Origin of the sequence: Chishuiella changwenlii (genome assembly GCF_900142565.1) — a bacterium.
Lineage (GTDB): Bacteria > Bacteroidota > Bacteroidia > Flavobacteriales > Weeksellaceae > Empedobacter > Empedobacter changwenlii.
Window position 1 is genome coordinate 255,065 of sequence record NZ_FRBH01000007.1, and the last position, 20,759, is coordinate 275,823.

18 protein-coding genes and 1 tRNA gene are annotated in these 20,759 nt (G+C 29.2%); 14 read left to right on the forward strand and 5 right to left on the reverse strand.

From position 1 onward, the window contains the following. Positions 1 to 9: 9 nt before the first annotated feature. Together BUA86_RS10415 and BUA86_RS16055 are read right to left on the reverse strand one after the other, a co-directional pair. Entirely contained in the window at positions 10 to 984 is a 975-nt protein-coding gene (locus BUA86_RS10415) for a hypothetical protein (protein ID WP_072932462.1), read from the reverse strand. Between the two features lie 114 nt (positions 985 to 1,098). Beyond that, positions 1,099 to 2,031, reverse strand: coding sequence for a hypothetical protein (locus BUA86_RS16055; protein ID WP_072932464.1), 933 nt, complete (start codon positions 2,029 to 2,031; stop codon positions 1,099 to 1,101). A gap of 79 nt (positions 2,032 to 2,110) precedes the next feature. On the opposite strand from BUA86_RS16055, the gene BUA86_RS10425 reads away from it, so the two are divergent. The 3 genes from BUA86_RS10425 to BUA86_RS10435 are packed head-to-tail and all read left to right on the forward strand — an operon-like array spanning position 2,111 to position 6,494. Next, entirely contained in the window at positions 2,111 to 3,007 is an 897-nt protein-coding gene (locus tag BUA86_RS10425; RefSeq protein WP_072932466.1) for a glycerophosphodiester phosphodiesterase family protein, read from the forward strand. Position 3,008: 1 nt separating this feature from the next. Then, entirely contained in the window at positions 3,009 to 4,607 is a 1,599-nt protein-coding gene (gene bshC / locus BUA86_RS10430; RefSeq protein WP_143147299.1) for a bacillithiol biosynthesis cysteine-adding enzyme BshC, read from the forward strand. A 42-nt stretch (positions 4,608 to 4,649) separates the two neighbouring features. Next, positions 4,650 to 6,494, forward strand: coding sequence for a LysM peptidoglycan-binding domain-containing protein (locus tag BUA86_RS10435; protein ID WP_072932468.1), 1,845 nt, complete (start codon positions 4,650 to 4,652; stop codon positions 6,492 to 6,494). A gap of 117 nt (positions 6,495 to 6,611) precedes the next feature. Here the strand turns inward: BUA86_RS10435 and alaS are convergent, their stop codons facing one another. Further along, positions 6,612 to 9,221, reverse strand: coding sequence for an alanine--tRNA ligase (alaS, locus tag BUA86_RS10440; RefSeq protein WP_072932470.1), 2,610 nt, complete (start codon positions 9,219 to 9,221; stop codon positions 6,612 to 6,614). A gap of 100 nt (positions 9,222 to 9,321) precedes the next feature. On the opposite strand from alaS, the gene BUA86_RS10445 reads away from it, so the two are divergent. Further along, entirely contained in the window at positions 9,322 to 10,272 is a 951-nt protein-coding gene (locus BUA86_RS10445; RefSeq protein ID WP_072932471.1) for a M23 family metallopeptidase, read from the forward strand. A 9-nt stretch (positions 10,273 to 10,281) separates the two neighbouring features. After that, complete coding sequence (locus BUA86_RS10450; RefSeq protein WP_072932473.1) at positions 10,282 to 10,653, forward strand: MerR family transcriptional regulator; 372 nt, start codon at positions 10,282 to 10,284, stop codon at positions 10,651 to 10,653. 11 nt (positions 10,654 to 10,664) lie between these two features. Here the strand turns inward: BUA86_RS10450 and aat are convergent, their stop codons facing one another. Both aat and BUA86_RS10460 read right to left on the reverse strand, forming a co-directional pair. After that, positions 10,665 to 11,303 (reverse strand): leucyl/phenylalanyl-tRNA--protein transferase, encoded by a 639-nt coding sequence (aat, locus tag BUA86_RS10455; RefSeq protein ID WP_072932475.1) that lies wholly within the window; start codon positions 11,301 to 11,303, stop codon positions 10,665 to 10,667. Between the two features lie 74 nt (positions 11,304 to 11,377). After that, positions 11,378 to 11,749 (reverse strand): DUF3127 domain-containing protein, encoded by a 372-nt coding sequence (locus tag BUA86_RS10460; RefSeq protein WP_072932476.1) that lies wholly within the window; start codon positions 11,747 to 11,749, stop codon positions 11,378 to 11,380. Between the two features lie 117 nt (positions 11,750 to 11,866). Between BUA86_RS10460 and BUA86_RS10465 the strand changes: the two genes are divergently transcribed. The 9 genes from BUA86_RS10465 to BUA86_RS10505 all read left to right on the forward strand — a co-directional run bounded on the left by BUA86_RS10465 (position 11,867) and on the right by BUA86_RS10505 (position 20,730). Next, positions 11,867 to 11,948: transfer RNA gene (locus tag BUA86_RS10465), tRNA-Leu, on the forward strand. A 91-nt stretch (positions 11,949 to 12,039) separates the two neighbouring features. Further along, the gene (locus BUA86_RS10470) at positions 12,040 to 12,987 is read left to right on the forward strand and encodes an endonuclease/exonuclease/phosphatase family protein (protein ID WP_072932478.1); all 948 of its coding nucleotides are present in this window, start codon (positions 12,040 to 12,042) and stop codon (positions 12,985 to 12,987) included. 24 nt (positions 12,988 to 13,011) lie between these two features. Then, a complete protein-coding gene (locus tag BUA86_RS10475) occupies positions 13,012 to 13,485 on the forward strand; it encodes an Lrp/AsnC ligand binding domain-containing protein (RefSeq protein ID WP_072932479.1) in 474 nt (157 codons plus the stop codon). Between the two features lie 6 nt (positions 13,486 to 13,491). Beyond that, a complete protein-coding gene (deoC, locus tag BUA86_RS10480) occupies positions 13,492 to 14,235 on the forward strand; it encodes a deoxyribose-phosphate aldolase (protein WP_072932481.1) in 744 nt (247 codons plus the stop codon). A 192-nt stretch (positions 14,236 to 14,427) separates the two neighbouring features. Further along, positions 14,428 to 15,294, forward strand: coding sequence for a helix-turn-helix transcriptional regulator (locus tag BUA86_RS10485; RefSeq protein ID WP_072932482.1), 867 nt, complete (start codon positions 14,428 to 14,430; stop codon positions 15,292 to 15,294). A 176-nt stretch (positions 15,295 to 15,470) separates the two neighbouring features. Continuing rightward, positions 15,471 to 16,010, forward strand: coding sequence for a hypothetical protein (locus tag BUA86_RS10490; protein WP_072932484.1), 540 nt, complete (start codon positions 15,471 to 15,473; stop codon positions 16,008 to 16,010). Positions 16,011 to 16,084: 74 nt separating this feature from the next. Further along, the gene (locus BUA86_RS10495) at positions 16,085 to 16,894 is read left to right on the forward strand and encodes a fimbrial biogenesis chaperone (RefSeq protein ID WP_072932485.1); all 810 of its coding nucleotides are present in this window, start codon (positions 16,085 to 16,087) and stop codon (positions 16,892 to 16,894) included. 70 nt (positions 16,895 to 16,964) lie between these two features. Beyond that, positions 16,965 to 17,909, forward strand: a complete 945-nt coding sequence (locus BUA86_RS10500) for a hypothetical protein (protein ID WP_143147300.1) — start codon at positions 16,965 to 16,967, stop codon at positions 17,907 to 17,909. Positions 17,910 to 17,913: 4 nt separating this feature from the next. Further along, a complete protein-coding gene (locus BUA86_RS10505) occupies positions 17,914 to 20,730 on the forward strand; it encodes a TonB-dependent receptor (protein ID WP_072932489.1) in 2,817 nt (938 codons plus the stop codon). Positions 20,731 to 20,759 lie beyond the last annotated feature (29 nt).

Below are 20,759 nucleotides of genomic sequence, written 5' to 3' on the forward strand. Positions count from 1 at the left end.
CTTTTTTTATTATTTTAAAGTGATCGTGTTTTGACCAACCTTGTAACCATTTTGATAAATGTCTATTTTATATTCTCCTTTAGGGAATTCATAATCCACCCAGTCAAATTTTACTCTTGCACCAGACATATTATTGTAGTTAACATTAACACGGTCAGAATATCTAATGGCTGAACCAGAACGTAATGTAATGTCTCCGGAATGAGCTCCTACAAATTTACCCACTTCACCGTTTGGTTTATAAACCGTAACATAAAGTTCTTTGTTTTCAGAGGTTGCATTTAAGTTTTTATCTAAATCAAATGTAACACGAACCTTGTCTATTCTTCTCGCTCTATTTGTCTCAACTTCTCGTCCACTAGATTTTACTACTAAACCTTTTATTGAATAATTAGAAATAGATAAAGTCGAATTCGTTTCTTTAATTAAATTATTTTTATTTTCTTTTTCTTGATTAAGATCAGATTCTACCGTTTTTTTCTGATCAGATAAATTCGAATTCTCAGAAGCTAAAGCTGTATTCTTATTTGTTAATTTTAAATTTTCATCTTTTAATCTAACAATTTCTTCTTTGAAAACTTTTATATCTGCTTGTAGAGATGCGATTAAACGTTTTGCACGTTGTAATTCATCACTCGTTATTCCTTCTTTATTAAGAATAGATTGAATTTCTTTTTGCTTCTCTAAAATCATACGATCTTGGTAACCCAAAGAAGAGTCTCTTTTTACAACTCTAGTTTTTGCATCATCAAAATCAGCTCTAACAATTCTTAATTCTTGTTTTAAGATTTCTCTCGATCTTTCCAGATCATTAATATTACCTTGCATTTCTACAGAATTTTTAGAATTAGCTTCTTCTGTATAAACAATATAGAAAACGGCTAGAAGTAAACATACTGCTAGTGTCGCAATAATAATATTTTTAATAAAATCTTTTTTATGTTTAGAGTTATTGGTAGGTTCTAAATTTTTATAATCAGTCATTTTATTTAATTACAACAAGGTATTTAACTTATCAAAAATCAAACCAATGTTACATGGTTTGATTTTAATTTTGGTTTAAATATTTGAAGTAAAAATAAATAAGTAAATAAAATTTTATTGTTCGTCTTTTTTAGTGTTATCAGAAATCTCGTTGATCTTATCTTCAGCTTTTTGCTCAATTTCGCTAGCTTTTTCTTTAATCTCATCTTTCTTTTGCTCTAGATAGTCTTTCGCATCAGAAACATTTTCTACAACTTTCTCTTTTGCTTCTTCGAATTTGTTTTCAGCTTTCTCTTTTAATTCTTCAGCTTTTACTTCAGCGTCTTGTTTTTTATCTTGAACAATATCTTTTGCATCTTCAAACTTGTCTTCCGCTTTTTCTTTTAATTCTTCTGCTTTTACTTCAGCATCTTGCTTTTTGTCTTGAATGAAGTCTTTTGCGTCCTCAATTTTATCTTCAGCTTTTTCTTTCAGTTCATCTTTTTTCTCTTCGAAATCTTGTTTTTTATCTTGAACGAACTCTTTTGCATCTTCAAATTTTTCTTCCGCTTTATTTTTAAGCTCTTCTGCCTTTACTTCTGCCTCAGTTTTCTTTTCTTCGAAAAATTCTTTTGCTCCAGCAACCTTTTCATCAAATTCAGAACTTGTTTTACTTGTTTCTTTTTCTGCAAAATCTTTTACTTCTTCAAATTTTTCCTCAGCTTTTTCTTTTAGCTCTTCTGCTTTTATTTCGCTATCTTTTTTCTTTTCTTCAATAAAATCTTTTGCTTCAGCAACTTTTTCTTTAACAGCATCGTTTGTTTTCTCTGCTTTCTTTTCTGCAAAATCTTTAATTTCTTCAAATTTTTCTCCTGCTTTTTCTTTTAAGTCTTCAGAAGCTTCTTTTAAATTGTTAATAGCATTCTTTGTGAAGTCTGAAACATCATCGGCAACTTCTGAACCTGTTTTCTTAATTGAAGCAGAAATATTATCAAATTTCTCTTCAGCTGTTTCCATTGCGTTTTCTGTTTTTCCAAAAAGTCGATTAAAAAAATCTTTAAGTCCCATAATAAATTATTTTTGTTGTTTATTTTCGATTTAAATTTACAGCGTCAAACATTTTAACGTTTAAAATTGGTTTTAGATTATGCCTTATAAATATATTAAAAAATATTGTTCTAAAATATTAATTGTTGGATTATTAGTCATTTACAGTTGTTCTCCAAAAAATAATTCTATTAGAACGGTTTCAGAACAGTCATCTGATATACCACAACTCAAATATTCGACCAAAAATGAAAATTATGTAAGTGCACATAGAGGAGGAAGTGGAATAAAGAACTATCCAGAAAACTGCATTGAGACTTTTGATTATCTATTTAAAAACGGAATTCAGATTTTTGAAATTGATGTTGCAGAGACAAAAGAAGGAAATTTAGTCTTAATGCATGACAATTCTTTACAAAGAACTTCTACAGGAAGACAAGATGTCAACCAAGTTACTTTAAATCAACTTAAGGAATATTTTTTGGTTGATGATTTTGGCAATAAAACATCATTTAAAATTCCAACCTTTAAAGAAGCTTTAAAATGGGGTAAGAATAAACCTATTTATTTTATGGTAGATATAAAAAAGGGAGTTGATTATAATGATATCATAAAAGAAATAAAGGAAACAACTATGCAAAATCAGGTTGTTTTAGTGACTTATACCATAGGTCAAGCAAAAAAAATGCATCAACTTGCACCCAATATGCTTTTATCTGTTTCGATGAGAAATGAACGAGAATTTAATGAGATGATTAACAGTGGAATTGCAAAAGATAAAATGGTTGCATTTACTGGAACAAAAAGAAATGATCCATCATTATTAAAGAAAATTCATGAAGAAAATATTTTAGTAATTTTCGGTACATTAGGAAACTTAGATAAAAGTAGCGCGGCAAAAAATGGTCAATTATACCGTGATTTAGAAAAAGACGGGGTTGATATTTTTGCAACTGATAGAGCAATTTTTGTTCATCAAACAATTAATAAAAATTAAAATGGAAGCAATATCTCTAAAGGATTCAAATTATTTTTCTGAACTGATGTTAAATTACATCAACCAAGAAGAAAACTTAAAAGAATTCTATCATCTTTTTCCAACTAAAGATAATTACATTACACAAGCTCATAATAAGCTTAAAAATTATCATAACCGAGAAGTTTTTGTTCAACAGATTAAACAACAACTTAGTGGTTTAGAATTATCTAAAAAGCAAGAAAAGAATCTTAAGAAACTTGGCGAAAAAAATACTGTAACAATTACAACTGGACATCAGTTGAATCTGTTTACAGGACCAATATTCTTCTTTTATAAAATATTACAAGTTATAAAAGCATGCAAAGAGCTAAATAAAGAACAGGATGAAATTAATTATGTTCCTATGTTTTGGATGGCTACAGAAGATCATGATTTTGAAGAAATAAATCATTATAAATATTCTGATAGAATAATTCATTGGACAAAAGAATTCGGTGGTCCTGTTGGGCGTCTTTCTACGGAAGGGTTAAAAGATGTTTTTGAAAATTTCTTAATGCTTATTCCAAATGGAAATAAGAAAAGTAAGTTAGAAGAATTAATTAATGAATCTTATTTAACGCATGATAATTTAACAGATGCAACAAGAAAATTAGTTCATTTACTTTTCAAAGATCATGGTTTATTAATGATTGATGGAGATGACAAAGAATTAAAAAAGTTGATGATTCCTACTTTTGAAGAAGAGTTGATACAATCTAAATCTTATCATAATGTAATTCCTCAGAATGAAAAATTAGAAAAATTGGGTTATTCGATTCAAGTAAATCCAAGAGAAATTAATTTATTTTACATTAATGAAGATAATTCTAGAGAACGTATTATAGAACAAGACGGAACTTATTTTGTAAACAACACTTCAATTAAATTTACACAAGAAGAAATTCTGAAAGATTTACACCAAAATCCAGATAAGTTTAGTCCAAATGTAATTTTACGCCCCTTATATCAAGAAACAATACTACCAAATATTGCTTATGTTGGTGGTGGTGGAGAGATTGCTTATTGGTTTCAGTTAAAAGAAATGTTTAATAAATTTAATGTTGATTTTCCACTTTTAGTTTTGAGAAATTCATTATTAATTAGAACGAAGAAACAACACGATAAGCAATTAAAATTAAATTTATCTAATCAAGATTTATTTTCGAACAGTTTAAAAATAACTAAAAAACGTTCAATTGAAGATTCTGAAATTGCTCCTGAATTACCAAAATTAGAAGAAGAATTGAAAGCTATTTTTAATCGATTAGAGAATTTAAGCACATTAACTTCCACTTCTTTTGCAAATATGATACAGGCACAAAGAACAAAACAATTAAAAGGTTTTGAGAAAATAAAAAAGCGTCTTGTTCATGCAGAAGTAAAACAAAATGAAGATTTATTAATTAGAATTGAGCAGCTTTTAAAATCGCTTTCTCAACAAAATGGATTACAAGAACGTGTAAAGAATTTTTCTGATTTTGACTATGTAGATCTTTCTAATTTTATAGATTTCATTGAAGAAAGTTTACAACCTTTCGAGTTCGAATTTGTTATAAATACGTTAAATGAAGAGCTTTAACCAAAACATAATTTGTATATTTGATTTCGAAAATTCATCTCAATGAAAAAAATATTAGCTTTATTGTTGTTTGTTGGTGCAACATCTATCTATGCTCAACAAAAAACGCATACAGTTCAGGCAAAAGAAACAGTTTACGGAATTTCTAAACAATACGGAATTTCCCAAAGCGAATTGTATAAAGCAAATCCAAAAATAGAACAGAACGGAATTCATCCTGGAGATTTATTAGTAATTCCAGGAAAAGTAGATACAATTACAGAAGAAATAATGAAAGATGCGTCTAAAGTATCTGATACTTTTACGGACGATAATTTTATCTATGTTACGATTCAACCTAAAGAAACGCTTTATAATTTAAGTAAGAAATATAAAGTTTCTGAGGAATCTATTAGTTCTTTAAATCCTCAAATAAAAGAAAGAGGTTTAGAGATTGGAGATATTATAAAATTACCGAAATCACCAACAACAAAAAATACATTTTCAGTTCCTAAAGGTTCTCATTTAATTTTGAAAGGAGAGACAATGTATACGCTTTCTAGACAATATAAAGTAAGTGTTGATGATTTATATGCGGAGAATCCATCTTTACAAAGTGGAGTAAAAGAAGGAATGGTAATTTCAATTCCTCAAAAATCTGGTGCAGTTGTTATAGAAGATAACACGATTAATTATGTTGTTCAGAAAGATGATACAGCTTACGGAATTTTACAAAAATATAATACAAATTTAGATGAATTATTGCGTTTAAATCCAGATGTTATTAATGGATTAAAAGCGGGAATGACATTAAAATTACCGTTACAGAAAAATGCAAAAATCATTAAATACGGAACTGCTGGTAAATTAAAAAGAGCAAATGACAACGAAATAAATGTTGCAATTATGCTTCCTTTTGATGTGGCAAATAATCCTCAGTTAAAAAATTCTCAGTCAATGCAGTTTTTTACTGGAGCTAAGTTAGCCTTAACTCGTTTAGCAAAGACTGGTAAAAATATCAATGTAAAAGTTATTGATACTAAAAATGGAAATCTACAAGATATTTTATCAACAAACGATTTTACTAAAACAGATGCTGTAATTGGACCATTAACAACGTCGGATGTTACAGAAGTGGCTAATTTCTTTAGTAACTCTGGAATAGCTGTAATTTCTCCTTATGCGAATGAGGATTCTTTAAATTCTTTTACAGATTTATTAATCTCTAATCCAAAAGATGAAGTTGTTGCGGATCAAATTATCGAAGAAATAGGGAAAAACTTTGCAGGAGAACAAGTTTATTTGTTAACAAATAGAGAAGATCAAGAGTTAGCTAATTACACTAAAAAGCAATTAGAAAAACAAGTAAAAGCAAATGTTGTAATTGTAGATAATGTATCAAAAATTGTTCAACCACATGATAAAGTAAATGGTCAGGATTATTATACACCAATTATAACTGTTCTTGTAGGTGATGATGATGCTTTAGGAAAACAATATTTAGATAAATTAAAAACATTTAACAAAGATAACATCAAAGCTTACGGAATAAAATCTGTTGCTGTATATGATGTTTATAATCCAGATAATGCAAAAAATATAGATGCATTTAGAGAGTTTGGTTTTGTATACAGTACAGCGCGATTAATCAATACAAGAGATGAAGAAGTTAAAAGTGTTTTAAAAGACTTTAGTGATATTTATTGTGGTTTCCCAACTCGTTACGAACAATTAGGGTATGATGTAACGTATGACATTGTAGACCGTATGAATAGCAAAGGAGATGTAACAAATAATATAACAACGGAAAATACACGTCTTTCTTCTAAGTTTTCTTATAAGAAAATAAGTGGTAGTAAAGCATACACGAATGATGCTAGTAGAATAGTACGTTTACCAAAAAAGTAATTTTTTAAAAGTACTTGAAATAAAACATAAAAAAGGCGAACTCAATTTTGAGTTCGCCTTTAATTATTTTAAAATCTGTCTCGTTTTAAGTAACGAAACAGATTATTTTAAAAGATTTTATTTTGCAAATTCTTCTGCTTGTACTAAAGCAGCGTCTAAACCATTTACATCTTTTCCTCCAGCTGTCGCTAAGAAAGGTTGTCCACCTCCGCTACCACTAATGTGCTTCGCGATTTCTTTCACCATATTACCAGCATGTAGTCCTTTGTCAGCTACTAAATTCTTCGCGATAGAAATTGTAATAGAAGGTTTAACAGTGTCATTAGTTCCAACAACAATTAAAGCATTTTCTATTTCATTTGTTAAGTCAATCGCATTCTGTTTTGCAGCAGCTGTATCTAAATTCGTTTTAATTGCTAAGAAATTAATTCCATTAATTTCTTTAATGGCAGCTTTCCAAGTTGCTTTTTCAGCAGAAGCTTGTTGTGCAACAAATTTTTCTACTTGCTTTTTTAATGAAGCATTTTCATCTAACAAAGATTGAACAGCTTTTAAAGCGTCATTCTTAGTTTTTAAAGCAACTAAAACATCGTTATAATTTTTCTCAGCATCTTTTAAAGCATTAATTGCAGTATCAGCAGTAATTGCTTCTATACGACGAATTCCTGCTGCTGTAGAAGATTCTGATAAGATTTTAAATAAACGAATATCAGCTGTGTTTTTCACATGCGTTCCACCACATAACTCTACAGAAGAACCAAAACGAATGATACGAACTTTATCGCCGTATTTTTCTCCGAATAAAGCCATAGCACCTTCTGCTAATGCTTCGTCCATAGAAGCCTCTCTCTTTTCAATTAAAGGTAAAGCTTCAGCAATCTTTTCGTTTACTTTTTGCTCAACTAATTGAATTTCTTCTTCTGTCATTTTAGAAAAATGAGAAAAGTCAAAACGTAAGTAATCATCACCAACATAAGAACCTTTTTGTTCTACGTGGTTTCCTAAAACCTCACGTAAAGCTTCGTGCATTAAATGTGTAGCAGTATGATTTTTAGTTGTTGCATTTCGTTTAGAAATATCAACTTTTGCTTGGAAAACACCTTCTATATTTTCTGGTAAAGTTTCTACAAAATGAATAATTAAGTTATTTTCTTTCTTTGTATCTACGACTTCTATTGTTTCGTTTGCAGAAACGATAGAACCTTTATCACCAACTTGTCCTCCAGATTCAGCATAAAATGGAGTTTGATTAAATACTAATTGGTAAAACTCTCCTTTCTTGTTTTTTACTTTACGGTAACGTGTAACTTTTACATCTGCTTCTGTATTATCATAAGCAATAGAAGTTTCGTTTCCTTTGTCATCTAAAATAACCCAATCGTCCGTAACTAAAGCAGTAGCTTTTTTAGAACGTTCTTTTTGTTTTGCCATTTCAGTTTCAAATCCAGCTTCATCAATTGTGAAACCATGATCTTCTGCTACAATTCGAGATAAATCTGCAGGGAAACCAAATGTATCATATAATTCGAAAACAATATCTCCAGGGATAATTTTAGAATCACCCAATTGTTCAATAATTTGATTTAATCTACTTAATCCTTGTTCTATTGTTCTTAAGAAAGATGCTTCTTCTTCTCTAATTACACCAGTAACAATTGTTTCTTGCTTTACTAATTCTGGAAAGAAATCTCCCATTTCAGCTTTTAAGATAGGATATAATTGATAGATAAATGGTTCATTTAATCCTAAGAAACGGTAACCGTAAGAGATTGCACGACGTAAAATACGACGAATTACATAACCAGCACCTGTATTAGATGGTAATTGTCCATCTGCAATAGCAAATGCTACAGCACGTAAATGGTCAACGATTACACGAATAGCAATATCCGTTTTTTCTGCGGCACCATATTTAATACCTGAAATTTCTTCTAACTTCTGAATAGTTGGTTGAAAAACATCTGTATCATAATTTGAGCTTTTCCCTTGCAATACCATTGCTAAACGCTCAAATCCCATTCCAGTATCAATGTGTTTTGCAGGAAGAGATTCTAATGAACCATCTGCTTTACGTTGATATTGCATGAATACTAAATTCCAGATTTCAATAACTTGCGGGTGATCCATGTTAACCAAAGATTTACCGTCAACTTTCGCTCTTTCATCTGCAGGGCGAATATCAACATGAATTTCAGAACATGGTCCACATGGTCCGATATCTCCCATTTCCCAGAAGTTATCTTTTTTATTTCCGTATAAAATACGATCTTCAGCAATATGTTGTTTCCAAAGCTCTAAAGCTTCTTCGTCCAAAGATGTTCCATCTCCTTTATCTCCTTCAAAAACTGTAACATAAATTTGATCTTTAGAAATACCATATTTGTCAGTTAATAATTCCCAAGCCCAAGCAATAGCTTCTTTCTTGAAATAATCACCAAAAGACCAGTTTCCTAACATTTCGAACATTGTATGGTGATAAGTATCTTTACCTACATCATCTAAGTCATTATGTTTTCCAGATACACGAAGACATTTTTGAGTATCTGCAATACGGTTATTTTTTGGAGTTCCATTACCCAAAAAGAATTCTTTGAACTGCGCCATTCCCGAATTATTAAACATTAATGTGGGATCGTCTTTTAAAACAATTGGAGCTGAATCAACAATTAAATGCCCTTTTGTTTCAAAAAAATGCAGAAATTCTTTTCTTATATCTTTGGATTTCATTTATTTAAAATATTTTTATCATTTGATTAACATGTTTGCACGCACAATATTCGTTACTTTGCAAACGTTTTACAAAGATAATAAAAAGCTTAGTTAAGTAATGGAAAATAAAAACTATAAGTATAATTCTGCAAATTTTGTTTTATGTTGGTTGAAAAAGAGAGTGAAGAAGACATCAAAAACAGTTTTGTATATAGTCCTATTTTTATGTTTATCTACAATTTCTGCGGGAATGATAGGTTACCATTTCAACGATTCTGAATATGCTTTTAAAGCAGGGAAGTTTAAAAATAGCGAAAGCAAACTTCTGGCAGAATTAGAAAGAATGGAAAATGAAAATCAAGCCCTACACCAAAAATTTAAAGAAGTAGAAGTTGCTTTATCAGAGATAAAAGAAAAAGACCGTAACATTTATCGTAAGATTTATGATATGCGAGTTAATGAAAATATTGATTCTGTAAATAATGAAGTTAATAATTTTACAGCAGAAGATATTGAGAAGTTAATTGATAAAATAGAAATAGAATCTAAATCGTTAGATGAGGTTTTTAAATCTGCAGGTGTAAAAGATGCTAATTTATCTTCTATGCCAGTTCTAAAACCAGTAGGAGATAAATATGTAAATCGTTTAGCTTCTGGTTACGGATCTCGTTTTCATCCGATTTTAAAAGTAAATAAAATGCATAAAGGATTAGATTTTGCAGCAGCTGCAGGAACACCAATTTATGCAACAGGAAACGGAAAAATTAAAATGTCTGGTTATAACTCTGGTTATGGAAATATGGTCGTAATACAACATGGTAATGGATACGAAAGTTTGTATGCACATATGTCTAAAACAAAAGTTCGCAACAATCAAAAAGTGAAACGTGGAGATGTAATAGGTTATGTAGGATCTACAGGATTATCGACAGGAGCGCATTTACATTACGAGATTCACAAGGACGGAGAACACGTAAATCCAGTGATGTATTTTTATAATGATGTTGATCCAGATGATTTTATAAAAATCTATCAAAATTCTAAAAAAATGTCATTATCTTTGGATTAAACCCTGATAATGAACGTCGAATTACCTGATAAATTATATTACTCTATTGGCGAAGTAGCCAAAGCTTTTGATGTAAATGCGTCATTAATTCGTTTTTGGGAAAAGGAATTTGAGATTATTCAACCCAAAAAGAATAAAAAAGGTAATAGACTTTTTACGAAAGATGATATAGAGTGTTTTAAGAACATATTCTATCTAGTAAAAGTAAAAGGTTACACTTTAGAGGGAGCTAAACAAGTTATAGGAAAAAAAGGGATTGTTACTACAACCGAAGAAATAGATGTTGTAGAACGATTACAAGAAATAAAAAATGAATTGATAAAACTAAAGATGAGTTTTGAAGATTCAGAAGAAATATTAGAAAAAGATGAGCTTAATTAGTTCATCTTTTTTTATTGTTTGTGATGTAAATACTCCAGGAAAACATCAGAAGAAATTTCTATAGCTCCTAAACTAGCTAAATGATCAGTGTAGACTTGGCAATCAATTAATTCATACTTCTTGTGATATTTTGCAACAAATTGTATAAATCCTGCCTTAGAAGCATTGCTTACTTTTGCAAACATACTTTCTCCACAAAAAATATTACCCATTTCTATTCCATAAAAACCACCAACTAATTCTTCGTTTTGCCAAACCTCAATACTTTTTGCAATTCCTTGTTCATGAAGTAGACAGTAAGCCTCTATCATATCATTTGTAATCCATGTTCCATCTTGATCTTTTCTATAAGCTTTAGAGCAATTTGTAATTACTTCTCTGAAAGCTTTATTTTCAGAAAACGTAAAAATTTGATCTTTGAAAACTTTTTTCATCGATTTAGAAACCTTTAAATTTTCTGGAAACAATACAAATCTATCATGTGGGAACCACCAAAGTATAGGTTCATCTTCATTAAACCAAGGAAAAATACCTTTCTGATAAGCTAAAATTAAGCGTTCTGTTGATAGATCGCCACCAAGGGCAATAATTCCATCTTCGTTTACTTCTTCGTAATCTGGAAAAATTAAATCTGAACTTAACCAATACATGTTGATATCTTTTTTTGATTAAAAAAACGTGCTCTAAAAAGAACACGTTTTGATATTAAATTTTAATTCTTTTCTTAGAAAGGTAAATCGTCATCATCTCCGTTAGAGAAAGTATCTACTGGAGGAGCTGGTGCAAAATTATCATATCCTTGTGGAGCTTGAGGAGCTGCATTTGCCATATTTTCTATTCTCCAAGCTTGGATTGTATTAAAATATCTTGCTACACCTTCTGGGTTTACCCATTCGCGTCCACGAATATTAATAGAAACTTTCACTTCATCACCAGGTTTGTAAGCGTTTAATACATCTGTCTTATCTTGTGTAAGTTCAATTAAAATATCTTGAGGATACTGTTCTTGCGTTGTCACAACGAATTCTCTCTTCTTGAAACTTGCTGTAATATTTTGTGTTTCAAACACTTTTTTAATTCTTCCTGTAATTTCCATATTTGTAAAAGCTTTGCTACAAATTTAAAATGTAAAAAAAGATTAAAAAAATTTATTTGTAAATTTTGTTAGCAAGAAAACTTATGTATATTTGCAATCCAAATCAGTAAGATTTAAGCGGGCGTGGTGGAATTGGTAGACACGCTAGACTTAGGATCTAGTGCCGCAAGGTGTGAGAGTTCGAGTCTCTCCGCCCGTACTAAAAGCTTCAACTTCAATTAGTTGAAGCTTTTTTGTTTTGTATGTTTTCTTAAACAAATTTTTCTTTCCTATTTTTACAAAAAAATCTTTTGAAACAGAATTTAGCAACAATTGCCTTTTATAATGTAGAAAATTTTTATTCAAAAACTTCTGAAGAATCATTTTTGCCAAGTAATTTAATTAAATGGAAAGCTGGTAGATATGATGAAAAACTAAATAAAATAGCTTTTTGTATTGCTAAAATCGGAAAATCAGAAACGAATCAATTGCCTTCTGTTGTTGGCTTGGCAGAAATAGAAAATGAAGATGTACTACAAGATTTAACGGATAATAGCTTTTTAAAAGAAGGAAAATATAAATCCTTAATTTATCAGTCTTTAGATGAAAGAAAAATTAATGTTGGATTTATTTATAAAGAAGATGATTTTATAGTTGAAAAAAGCGAACCAATTCGAATTGTTTTTAAAGATCAATTAGGTGAAAAATCATATACAAGAGACATTTTATATGTAAACGGAAAATTATTCGGTCATAAAATTCACTTTTTTATTGTACATCTACCATCTAAAATTGATAAAGAAATTAATCAAGTTAAGCGTCAGTATATGATGCAAACAATAAGAAAAAGAATTGATGAAATACTATCCGAAAATCACTCTGAGAGAATTGTTTTAATGGGAGATTTTAATGATACTCCAACCAATGAAGATTTGCGATTAGAGCTTAATACAAGGGCAAATGTTAACGAGTTAAAGAAATTTGAATTATATAATCCTATGGTTGCTTTACAATCTTATAGTAGAGGATCTTTAATGTTTAAAAAACAATGGATGTTATTTGATCAACAACTTTTTTCAAAAGGCTTTTTTGATCATTCTTCTCCATTAGAAATGTTAAAAACAGATATTTTTGATGCGAGTTTTTTAAAGAATAGTAGCGGAAAATCAATTAGTTTACCGTTTAGAACATTTGTTGGTAGAAAATATTTCGGTGGGTATAGTGATCATTTTCCCATTTTTACCATTTTAAAGTGGTAAATTTGTTTTTAAATAAATTAAAAAGTGAGAATTCACGAGAATGGACAGATAGAAATTGACGGAATCGATAAATTGATTTTAAATTCGTTTATGGAGAATGCCAATATGCCTGTTTCTCAGCTTGCAAAAGAGTTGAGAATATCAAATACTGCTGTCCATCAACGAATAAAAAAATTAGAAACATCGGGTGTTATCGATGCTACAAAAGCAATAGTTAACCCAACTGTTTTGGGTTACTCTACCATGTCTTTTGTAGGTGTATTTATGGATAAACCATCATCTTATAAATTAGTAATTAATTCTCTGGAGCAAATTCCAGAAGTTGTAGAAGCTCACTTTACAACGGGTAATTATGGTATTTTTTTAAAGATATTATGTCGTGATAATTTGCATTTAATGAATGTTTTAAATCAAAAAATTCAGCAGATTGATGGCGTAACACGTACAGAAACAATAATTTCATTAGAACAACCAATAGTAAGACAAATAAAACTTTAATATACAATGAATATTAATAAGTATTTAGACTCGACGTATTTAAAAACATCTGAACAAGTGGGTATATCTAATTCAGATACTTTGGATATTGTACATCAATTGACACAAGAAGCCATTGATAATGATATTTATGCTGTAATGATTCGTCCAGATTATGTTCGATCAATACGTGAAATATTAGATAAAAAACAATCTAACGTTGTTTTAGGAACTGTAATAGGTTTTCCTGAAGGAACAAATGATTTGAATGAAAAACTAAGAGAAGCACAAAAAGCAATCGCTGACGGAGCCGATGAATTAGACTTTGTTGTTAATTATGAAGCTTTTAAGAAAGGTGATGTAAAAAAAGTTGCAGAAGAAATAGAATCAGCAACTTCAGTCGTGTTAAGAGGAGGAAAAATAATAAAATGGATTATTGAGACTGCTGCATTAACTGATGAGCAAATTATACAAATAACACAATTAATTCGTGATATTGTGCTAGAGAAAATCGGTGAAGAATATGCATCTAAGGTTTTTGTAAAATCTTCTACAGGTTTTTTTGTTACAGAAAACGGAGCACCAAATGGAGCAAATGAACATGTAATAAAATTAATGTTAGAAAATGCAGGATCATTACCAGTTAAAGCATCTGGAGGTGTTAAAACGACCGAAGATGCCGAGAAAATGATTCAGTTAGGAGTTCAACGAATTGGAACATCTTCTGCATTAGCAATAATTAATGGGGAAAAAGCGACAGATGGTTATTAAACAATAATAATTAGACGTACTATATAAAAGCCTCATTTAGAGGCTTTTTTTATTTGTCAGAAAATAACCAATCCCTACGTTGTTGTTTTTTATTTTTCTTATGTTTGTACTCCTTGTAAAAATTTAACTTGATTTATATCAATAGTTTTCATAAATTAAGGTACTTAATTTGCACATTAATATATCAGGGATATGTTATTAGATAATCATAACACTTATCAAGATAAGTTGAATATCAAAGAGGGCTTAGTAGCTCTTCGTTTAAATGATTTTAATCGTGAGGAGAATAGTTTTATTCACTTCTCGAACAATAACTTTTATGGTATTATTTGGTCGGGTTCTACTTCTTGTGAACATGAAGTTAATGGGAAAATTGTTGTTATTCCGAAAAATCACTTTTTATATTTAGCACCTAATTTATCGCAACATTTTATTCCTCAGGATACAAACGTAGACTCGTATTACATTGCTTTTAAAGAAGAATTTTATTCTAGATCTATAGAAGATAATATCCGATTGGAAAATAGTAGACTTTTTTCGCGTAATTTTATTAATGCGATTGAGAATAAGATTTGTTCAGAATCGTTTTTTATTAAAAACTTCATAGAATATTTTGTTAATTCCTTTAATGATGTTCTTTCTATTCAATTGGTTCATAATCTTTTAGAAAGAATACTTTTAAATGGAAAAATTGCTGTAAAAGATTCTGAAAGTAAAACTGCCCATGATGATTATGATGTTGAAATTGCAACAAAATTTAAAAAACTATTACAATCTAATGTCAACGAAAATAGACAGGTTACTTTTTATATTGATCAGCTATTTGTTACTAAACGTAGGTTAGACAAGGCGACACAGGTTGTGTTCAATAAATCTGCTAAACAATTAATAACAGAAGAGTTAATGAAAAATGCTAAAATTATGTTAGCTAACTCTGGTATGACTGTAAAGGAAATAGCTTTTGAATTAAGTTTTTTTCAGGAAACAAATTTTACTGCCTTCTTTAAAAAGAATGAAGGTGTCTCTCCAACTGTATTCAGACAAAACACTCTGAATTAAATATTTAATCGATTAAAAGTGCTTTTTTAATCATCTTTTTGTAGTTTTTAATCACAAATGTTAAGATTAGTACTATAACTTTGCATCCGCACTCTTGAAAAAAGGAGGATTAAATTTAGTAATTAAATTTGATATAAGCAAAACTTTAACATAAAAATTAAAAACAAAATAAAGTTATGAAAAATGCAGTATTCGTTTTAACAGTTTTCTGTGCATTAATATCAGGAGTTTCATTTGCTCAAGCAACAGCTACTTTAAACGTAAAGCTTTACCCAATTCAAACTATCTTAATTGGAGGAGATAACACAGTTAATTTAGAGTATAAAACTAAAGATGACTACCAAAACGGTGTAACAGCTAATATGAAAGATCATTTAGTAGTTTACAGTACAGGTGGTTTCGCTGTAAATGTAAAGTCTGAAAATGAAGATTTAATATACACTAAAGACGGTTTAACAAGCAAAATTGCTGCTAACACAATTAACTTACAAGCAAGTTTAGGAACTGGAAATGCATTAAACGCTTCAACAATGAGTAATGTAGTTTTAGAAAATTCTAACAAAAAATTAATCTCTAGTAACGTTGGAGGAACAGAATTAAAGTTCAACATTGCTTACAACGGTAAGGGAAATAACGACTATGTAAACAAGTATTACAACGTAGAAACACCTAACGTCTATACGACAACCGTTACTTACACAATCGAAGCTCAATAATATTAATTATAAAATAACAAATAAGCAATGTGAATAGCATTGCTTATTTTACCACTGTGCTACCTCCTAAACTTATGAAGAAGCTTTGTCTTATTTATAAACCTCTATTACTTCTTTTTTTCTCGATAGGTACACAAATTTTTGCTCAATCGGGAATTTCTGTTAGTCCACCAAGGACATATTTTACTTTAAATCCAGGCGAAAGCGATAGAAAAAAGATCTTAGTAACCAATGTAAGTGATGTGAGTACATTAGAATTATCAATTTCATTTAACGATTGGAAATATGATAATTATGGTTCTAATGTAATCTCAGATCCTAATACGCTGACTATAAGTGCAGCAAAATGGATTACGGTTTTATCTGGAAATGTTTTTAAACTTGGCCCAAAAGAATCGAAAGAGATTGAAGTTCTGATGCAAGTCCCAGACAAGATTAATTCTGAGAATATACATACTGCAATGATGTATATTACACAAACTAATCCTGTTGAGGGTAAAAATAAAAGTGGAGAAAATATCAAAATCTCAATAAGAACTGGAGTTAAGATTTATCAAAGATTAAATATTGGTAGAAATCAAGATATTGATTTTACAGATTTCAAATTTGATAAAGCAAATAACCAATTAATTCTGAATGTTCAGAATGATGGAAATGTTTGGAGCGAAGGAACGATTAAAAATGAATTAATTAATCAGGAAACAGGAAAACAGACTATTTTAAAAGATGTTGTTTTTTACAGCTTACCAAACGATAAACGAATTGTACTAATGTCTTTACCAGAAGATTTAGAGAAAGGAAATTACATTGTTACGGCAACTTTAGCTTTAGATGATGTAGAGAATATAAAAATTGCTGAATTAAGTTTTTCGAATGAAAAATAAAAACGTCTTAAATTATTTCTTGCTATTAATGTTGTTATTTTCAACGTTTTTATCGGCACAGGAATTTAAAATGGGTTCATACAATAGCGGATGGATTCCTGTAAATTCTAGTGCGGGAGTAACAATAAAAGATTTTCTGAAAATACAGCTTGATATGCAATCTAGAACAGATTACAAGAATTGGTCTATAGTTGCTCGCGTTATTTCTCCTATAAAAAATGCTGATAATAAAGAGTTTCCTGTAAATAAATTAAAGTTTAAATTCGGTAATTATACTACACAACAATATTATTCTAAGAATTATCCAACTACAGCTCAATTAGGTGCGATACAAGGAGATATTGCAATGAATTTTACAAGATCATATTTTATCAAAAACTCTCAGGTTTCTACCAATACAAATGGTGAATATGGTAATATCTTATTAAATTATGATTTAATTATTGAAGGTGGAAGTTATTTAAATAATTTAAAATCTTGGAATAATTATAATATTCAATTAGAACTTACTTTGTTAGATGGTTTTAGTAATGTAATAAGTAGCGTTGTTACCAATACATTTTCTATGCAAATTAGTCCACAAGGGAACTATCCAAATACGCCTTCATTTTCTATTTCTGTAGATGGTTCTGCAACTAATGGAGAGCTTGTTTTTAGTACAATGAGTGACTATATAAATGGAGTGAGAAAAGAATATATAAATGGATTAAATGTTTCATCAGATACAGCTTGTGAAATTCAAGTTTCTTCTCAAAATGCATATTTAAGTACTAGTTCGTCAAATAATTTAGATTTAAATTCTGTGAGAATTCAATTAAGAGATACAGAAACAAACAAACTTTCAAACGAAATAAAGTTATCTACATATAATCAAACTTTACTTACAAGTTCTCAAGCTATTTCAGGGAAAAAATATACTATAATTTATTCTACAGCAGCTTCAGATCAAAAAATAATGAATAGCAAGTCTGGGAATTATAGTACAACTCTTTTATACACAATTTCCCCTCAATAATTTTATGTGTTTTTTGATAAATAAATGGAGAAGAATATTTTTTATTCTGCTAATAATTTTTAGCGGATTAAATATTTATGCTCAAAATAATTTATCAAAACCTTTAATTTTTAAGACAGAGAAAGAAATAGAAATAAAGGATGATTATGTTTTTACAGTTATCATGCAGTTTGAAAATACGACGAATGATACTATAAATGCACAATTAAAACTAAAATTACCATCGGCTATAAAATCATATAGTCAGGATTATTTAACAATAAAAATCAATCCAAATAAAAAGGCTTTTATACCATTAAAGTTTTCTGTAAATAAGGTACAAACTGCTGGTAAAATACCATTAAATTTTACCATTATTGATCTTAAAACTCAACAAGAGTTAGCAAATTCAACGACGCAAGTTAGTATTTTATCTAAAAGAGAATTAAAAGTTTTTCCTGTTCAACCCAATTTATTTTACAGACAAGAAGGTGATTCTGTACATTACGAATTAAGAGTAATTAATTCTGGAAATCAAAAAGCAAGGATTTTTATTAATAATGTTTTACCAGATTTTAGAGGGAATTTTACAACAGAAAATAGAAAAGTTGATATTGATGCATTTAAAGAAAAGATAGTTCGCTTTTCTAAATTTGTAAGTAGAGACATGATAAAAGTAGAGCAGTTTCAAGCAAATGTTTCTGCTTATACAGCAAATGATGAATTTGTAGGAAATGTATTTTTTAATATTCAGAATGCAAGTTCGAACCGTAGTTTTGTAGATCCAACAAATTTTAATCAATCATGGATTCAACAATCATCAAATTACGTAAGAATGACGATGAGAGATGTTGGCGCTCAGAATGAGAATTTAAATTTTATGGCTCATCAAGAGTTTTCGGTTGGTTTAAATGAATTCGCTTATAATATAAATACATCTTCATGGAAAAATAATCAAGATATGTTATTAACAGATTCTTGGTTAAAGTATCAACGTAATGGAAAGGGAGTGTTATTAGGAACAATTAATAGCAACGATTTCGATATGCCAATAAACGGTCGTGGCGTTATGTTTTTTAATAATTTCGACAAAACTGATAAAAAAATAATTGTTGGTGCTGCTGAAAGAAATTATAATCTGTTAGATAATTTTAATCCTAATCAATATAAAAATAATTATACAGCATTCGCTAATACAAGATTTTTAGTTAGAGAAGATAATGAGTTAGAGTCTACTGTTTTATACGATAGAAATGTTTCCGTTTCTAATTTTATTTTAACAAATGATTACAGATGGACGTCAAAAAATAAATGGAATCATTCGGTAAGATTTGGATATGGATTTTCTAAATTAAATCAAACAAATCGTTTTGAGAATTCACTTTCATTGGCAGCAAATGTTTCAGGAAGTGTCGGAAAATACGATATTTACAGTACAAATTATTTTAGTTCAGGATATTATCCAGGAGTAAGGAGTGGGGCATTGTACTTAAATCAACGTATTCAACGAGTTTTTAAAAAATTCTCTCTTTGGACAGCCTTCACTTTAACCAATAACAATCCTAAATCTGTAGACAATAATTTAACCTATTACACGAATTCTAATCAATCTAAAGCTTTAAGAGCAGAGGTAGGAACTTCTTTTAGAATCGGAAATCAGTTTAATTTATCAATTTCCCCAAAATTGAATGTAGAACAGGGAAACGTTTTCAATGTTAATTCGTTTAGTTATTCACCAATCCATTTTAAATCAAGTTATTTAAATGGTTCTTTTTCTTGGTTGTCTAATTCTCGTAATCATCAGTTAGTTTTAAATACTTACGCTGGAGGTTATACTTTTGATGAAAGAAGTGATATCAACCTTCTTTTGTTTGGACAATTAACTTGGAGTTATAGATTTCTACAGTTAAACACATCTTATCAGAAAGGAAGTTTAATGATTGCAGAAGTATATTCAAGAAATAATATTAACAATCACTTAGAACGTTATAATGCAGCTTTAAGTTTAAGGAAAGATTTTTTCCATAAAAGATTAAATACATTATTAAGTGGATATTATAATTTTGATAGAAACTTTGGAAACACATTTACGTTTGGTGGAACAATAGAATATCAACCATTTGATAATTTTACCATTAATACCCAAATTAATTACAATAAGTTTCATTCTAATTTTTTCACAAACGATCAATCATATTACCAAGTAGGTGTACAGTATAATTTACCTGCTAAAAAAACTGTAACCGATATTAAAAATGGAAATTTAGATTTGTTTATTTATTATGATTACAATGCAAATGGAGTTTTTGATGCTGGAGATCAAATAGCAGATAATCGTGTTGTAAAAATAAATGAGACAACATTTATAACTGATCTTGATGGTAAAATAAAATATAAAAAAGTTCCTTATGGAGACTATGTAATAAACCTACCTGGAGAAAAATGGTTTTCTCAAGATTATGCCATTCATTTAAATAACAAAACAATGTCATTGGCTATTCCAATGCAACAAACAGGAATTGTGAGAGGAAGAATTGTTTATGAATTAACATCTAATTTAGAGTATCAAGTTTCAGCAAGTATGTCAGGTTTTACATTAGTTTTTACAAGTGATAATGGACAAATTTTTAATGTAAGAACAAATGATAGAGGAGAGTATACTGCATTTTTACCAGTTGGAAATTATTCGTTCTCTATTCTTGAGAAAAGTTTGCCAGAACATGTTTATGCAAAAATATTTTCTAACAAAGTTACAGTTCATCAAGAAGATAATATAGATTATGAACCACTTGTTTTGAAGATAAAAGAAAGAAAAGTAAACATTAAACGTTTCGGAAATTAAATTTCTATAAACCAAAAAAGGTTATCAAT